The 3,216-nt window shown below is 76.5% G+C and carries 2 protein-coding genes; both read right to left on the reverse strand.

Annotated features, from left to right (window positions below):
• Positions 1 to 83 precede the first annotated feature (83 nt).
• Positions 84 to 1,508, reverse strand: a complete 1,425-nt coding sequence (locus HCJ92_RS23270; RefSeq protein WP_167935583.1) for a pyridoxal phosphate-dependent decarboxylase family protein — start codon at positions 1,506 to 1,508, stop codon at positions 84 to 86.
• 518 nt (positions 1,509 to 2,026) lie between these two features.
• On the reverse strand, positions 2,027 to 3,088 hold the full coding sequence (locus HCJ92_RS23275) for a hypothetical protein (protein WP_167935584.1): 1,062 nt from the start codon (positions 3,086 to 3,088) through the stop codon (positions 2,027 to 2,029).
• Positions 3,089 to 3,216 lie beyond the last annotated feature (128 nt).

The following is a 3,216-nucleotide window of genomic DNA, read 5'->3' on the forward strand; positions in this document are numbered from 1 at the left end:
GCCGGGTGCGGCCGGGGCGCCGGCGTCGCCCGGGCCCGCGTCGGCGGGACCCGCGTCGGCGGGGCGGGGGCGGGGAGCGGTCGTCATGCGGTGGTGTCCTCGTCACGGTCGCGGGCGGCCTCGCGCACCAGCTTGAGCAGGGAGCGGAGGTCGCCGGTCTGGGTGTGCGGGTTGAGGATGGTGGCCTTGAGCCAGGTGCCCGGGGCGCCGTCGGTGCCGGGGACGGTGGCGCGGCCGAGGACGGCGGAGCCCGCGTGCAGCAGCCGCCGCCGCAGCTCGGCGACCTCGGCGTCGCCCGCGCCGGTGGGCCGGAACAGGACGGTGGAGATGGTGGGTCGGCCGTGGAGTTCGAACCGGGGGTCGGCGGCGAGGAGGTCGGCCAGTTCGCTCGCGGTGGCGCAGCAGCGGTCCACGAGGTCGGCGAGACCGTCCTCGCCGAGGGCGCGGAGGGTGACCGCGATCTTGAGGATGTCGGGGCGGCGCGTGGTGCGGAGCGATCGGCCCAGGAGGTCGGGGAGTCCGGCCTCGGTGTCGTCGTCGGCGTTGAGGTACGGCGCTCGGTGGCCCAGCGGCGCGAGATCCGCGGCGGCGGGCACGGTCAGCAGACCGGCGGCGGCCGGCTGCCAGCCGAGCTTGTGGAGGTCGAGGGCGACGCTGTCGGCGCGGGCGAGCCCGGCGACCTTGCTGCGGTGGGTGGGGCTGAACAGCAGGGTTCCGCCGTAGGCGGCGTCGATGTGGAGGCGCGCGCCGTGCTCCTCGGCGAGGTCGGCCAGTTCGGGCAGGGGGTCGATGGCGCCGGAGTCGGTGGTGCCGGCGGTGGCGAACACCAGGGTGGGCGCCGGGGCTTCGGCGGCCAGCCGTTCGCGCACGGACGCCGGGTCCAGCACGCCGCGCGGGGTGGGGAGGACCACCGGCTCGGTCAGTCCCAGCAGCCACGCGGCGCGGACGACGCTGTGGTGGGCGTTGGCGCCGCAGAGGATCCGCAGCCCGGGCGGGAGCAGTTCGCGTGCGAGCAGCACGCCCAGTTGGTTGGACTCGGTGCCGCCGGTGGTGACGAGGGCGTCGGGGTGCCGGGCGTCGGGGTGGACCAGGGCGGCGAGGGCGGCGGTGGTGCGGGCCTCCAGAGCGGTGGCGGCGGGCGCCTGGTCCCAGGAGTCGAGGGAGGGGTTGAGCGCGCTCGCCGCGAGGTCGGCGGCGGCGGCCACGGCCAGCGGCGGACAGTGGAGGTGGGCGGCGCAGTGGGGGTCGGCGGGGTCAGCGGCGCCCTCGGCGAGGGCGCCGACGAGCTCGCGCAGGGCAGGGTCCGCGCCGGTGCCCTTCTCGGGTATGACGGGGTCGAGGTCCGCGGTGGTCGCGGCGACGGCCGCGGGTCCTCCGGGCGGCAGCGGGCCGCAGCGCCGGGCGGCGCCGTCGGCCATTGCGTCGAGGACGGTCTCCAGCATGGGGCGGAGGGCACGTGGCCCGGCGGTGCCGCCGGCCAGGGGGTGCGGCTGGGGTGCGGGGGGCATGAGGGGCTCCCGTCGGTGCGCGGATTCCCGCCCGCCCGGGGCTCGGCCGCGGCGGGCGGGACGGTGGTCGGATACGGGGCCGGGCGGCGATGGCCGGCGGTACGGGTGGGGTGTCGCGGTTCTGCGCTGTGGTCGGGGGCGACCACTGGGGCGGGTGGGTGGTCGGGGTGGGGTGCTGGGCGGCGCGAGGGGCGGGTGGTGCATGGCGAGGCGTGGCGCCGGAACGACACCCGATATCGACTTAGGTATACCTAACCTAATAGCTCCTGACGGGTCGTCCGGACGTGATGGGGCGCGATCTTTGCCCGAGGGGAGGATTTCCGGCCACGGCGCTTCGAACCGACCTCGTCCGACACGTGCGCTTTTGGGACCTGTTTCCCGGCCCGGCGCGCCTTCCCCGACTCCGCGGAGCGGCCGGCCGGCCGGTGACGGACGACGCTGACGGGACGTGGTGACAGACCCCGTGACAGGACCGCGGCCGGGACAGCCGGGCGGGCGACGTGAGCGGCGGGGCCGGTTCAGTCGCCGGGCTGCGGCGGCTCCGGCATGCGCAGGTCGTGGCAGTCACGCCGGGAGACCTGCTCCGCCGCGAACCCGCCGAGGACGGCGTGGAGGATCCCGGCGTCGAACTCGCGCCACGGGCGGCTCAGCCGTAGCCCGAAGTGGGCGGGTGCGCCGTCGCAGATCGCCGCGGCCCAGGCCCAGTTGGTGCCGAGGTACGGGCCGCGCAGTTGCCCCTGTCTGGGGCTGTCGGCGTACCAGCGGTGCTGCGCGTCGATGATCGGCATGCCCCACTCCCCGAACCAGCTGGTCAGCACGATGGCCGTCTGCCCGTCGGTGGTCCGCAGCGTGCAGCGGCCGGCGGGGGCGGTGTCGGTGGCGGCCGTGGCGACCGTCCAGCCGCCCCTGCGGGGCTCCGGCAGCGGACCGGTCGCCAGCACCGAGCAGGGCGTGCCGACCGCCTCCACGGCGGGGACGGGCTCCGCGGCGCGGAAGCCGCCGCCGTACCGCAGCGGGGGCGCGTCGCACTCCAGACGCTCCGCGACGGCGTTGGTGAGCGCCACCGCGAGCGCCAGCGTCTCCTCCCCCACCTCACCGGACGGTCCACGGACCGTCACCAGCGGCCGGTGGTCGAAGCCGTCCTCCGGGCGTTCCAACCCGGGGCAGGGCGGCAGCAGGTGGAACCAGCCGTAGTGGGTCACCATCCCCGGCAGTCCGTCCGGCAGCGCCTGCAACGAGGTCTCCTCGTCGACGCGTTCCGCGAGGTCCGCGACGAGGGCGGAGCGCACCGCGTCCCGGTCGCTCAGCGCCGCGACCGATAGCAGCCGCCGGTCGTCCTGGTCGTACAGCACACAGGTGTACTCGCCGAGCCTGGGGTCGAAGGTCTCCTCGGCACGGTAGACGGCGGCCTCGGTGACGGCGGCGAGCGCGCCGGACGGCAGGTCCTTGGCGCAGCCGCGCACCGCGGGGCGGGTCAGCTCGCTCAACGGACCGAACGCCGCCGCCGCCAGGACCAGCGCCAGACCGATACCGGCCACCAGAAACAGGCGCCGCCGCGCGGCGTCGTGTCGCCCACCCATGTGCCGTGCCCTCTGAGCGCGTCGGAAGCCGGTCCCCACCGGGCGGTGCCCGGTGGGCTCTTACCGTAAGGGGTGGCGGACGCTGCGTGTACCGGCGGGGCGGAACCGGTGACGCCCCGGTCCCCGCC

It is taken from the genome of Streptomyces spiramenti (genome assembly GCF_012034385.1).
Taxonomy (GTDB): Bacteria; Actinomycetota; Actinomycetes; order Streptomycetales; family Streptomycetaceae; genus Streptomyces; species Streptomyces spiramenti.

Coding starts and splice junctions, on each gene's coding strand:
- HCJ92_RS23275 (WP_167935584.1), bottom strand. CDS start 3,088: ATGGGTGGGCGACACGACGCCGCGCGGCGGCGCCTGTTTCTGGTGGCC.
- HCJ92_RS23270 (WP_167935583.1), bottom strand. CDS start 1,508: ATGCCCCCCGCACCCCAGCCGCACCCCCTGGCCGGCGGCACCGCCGGG.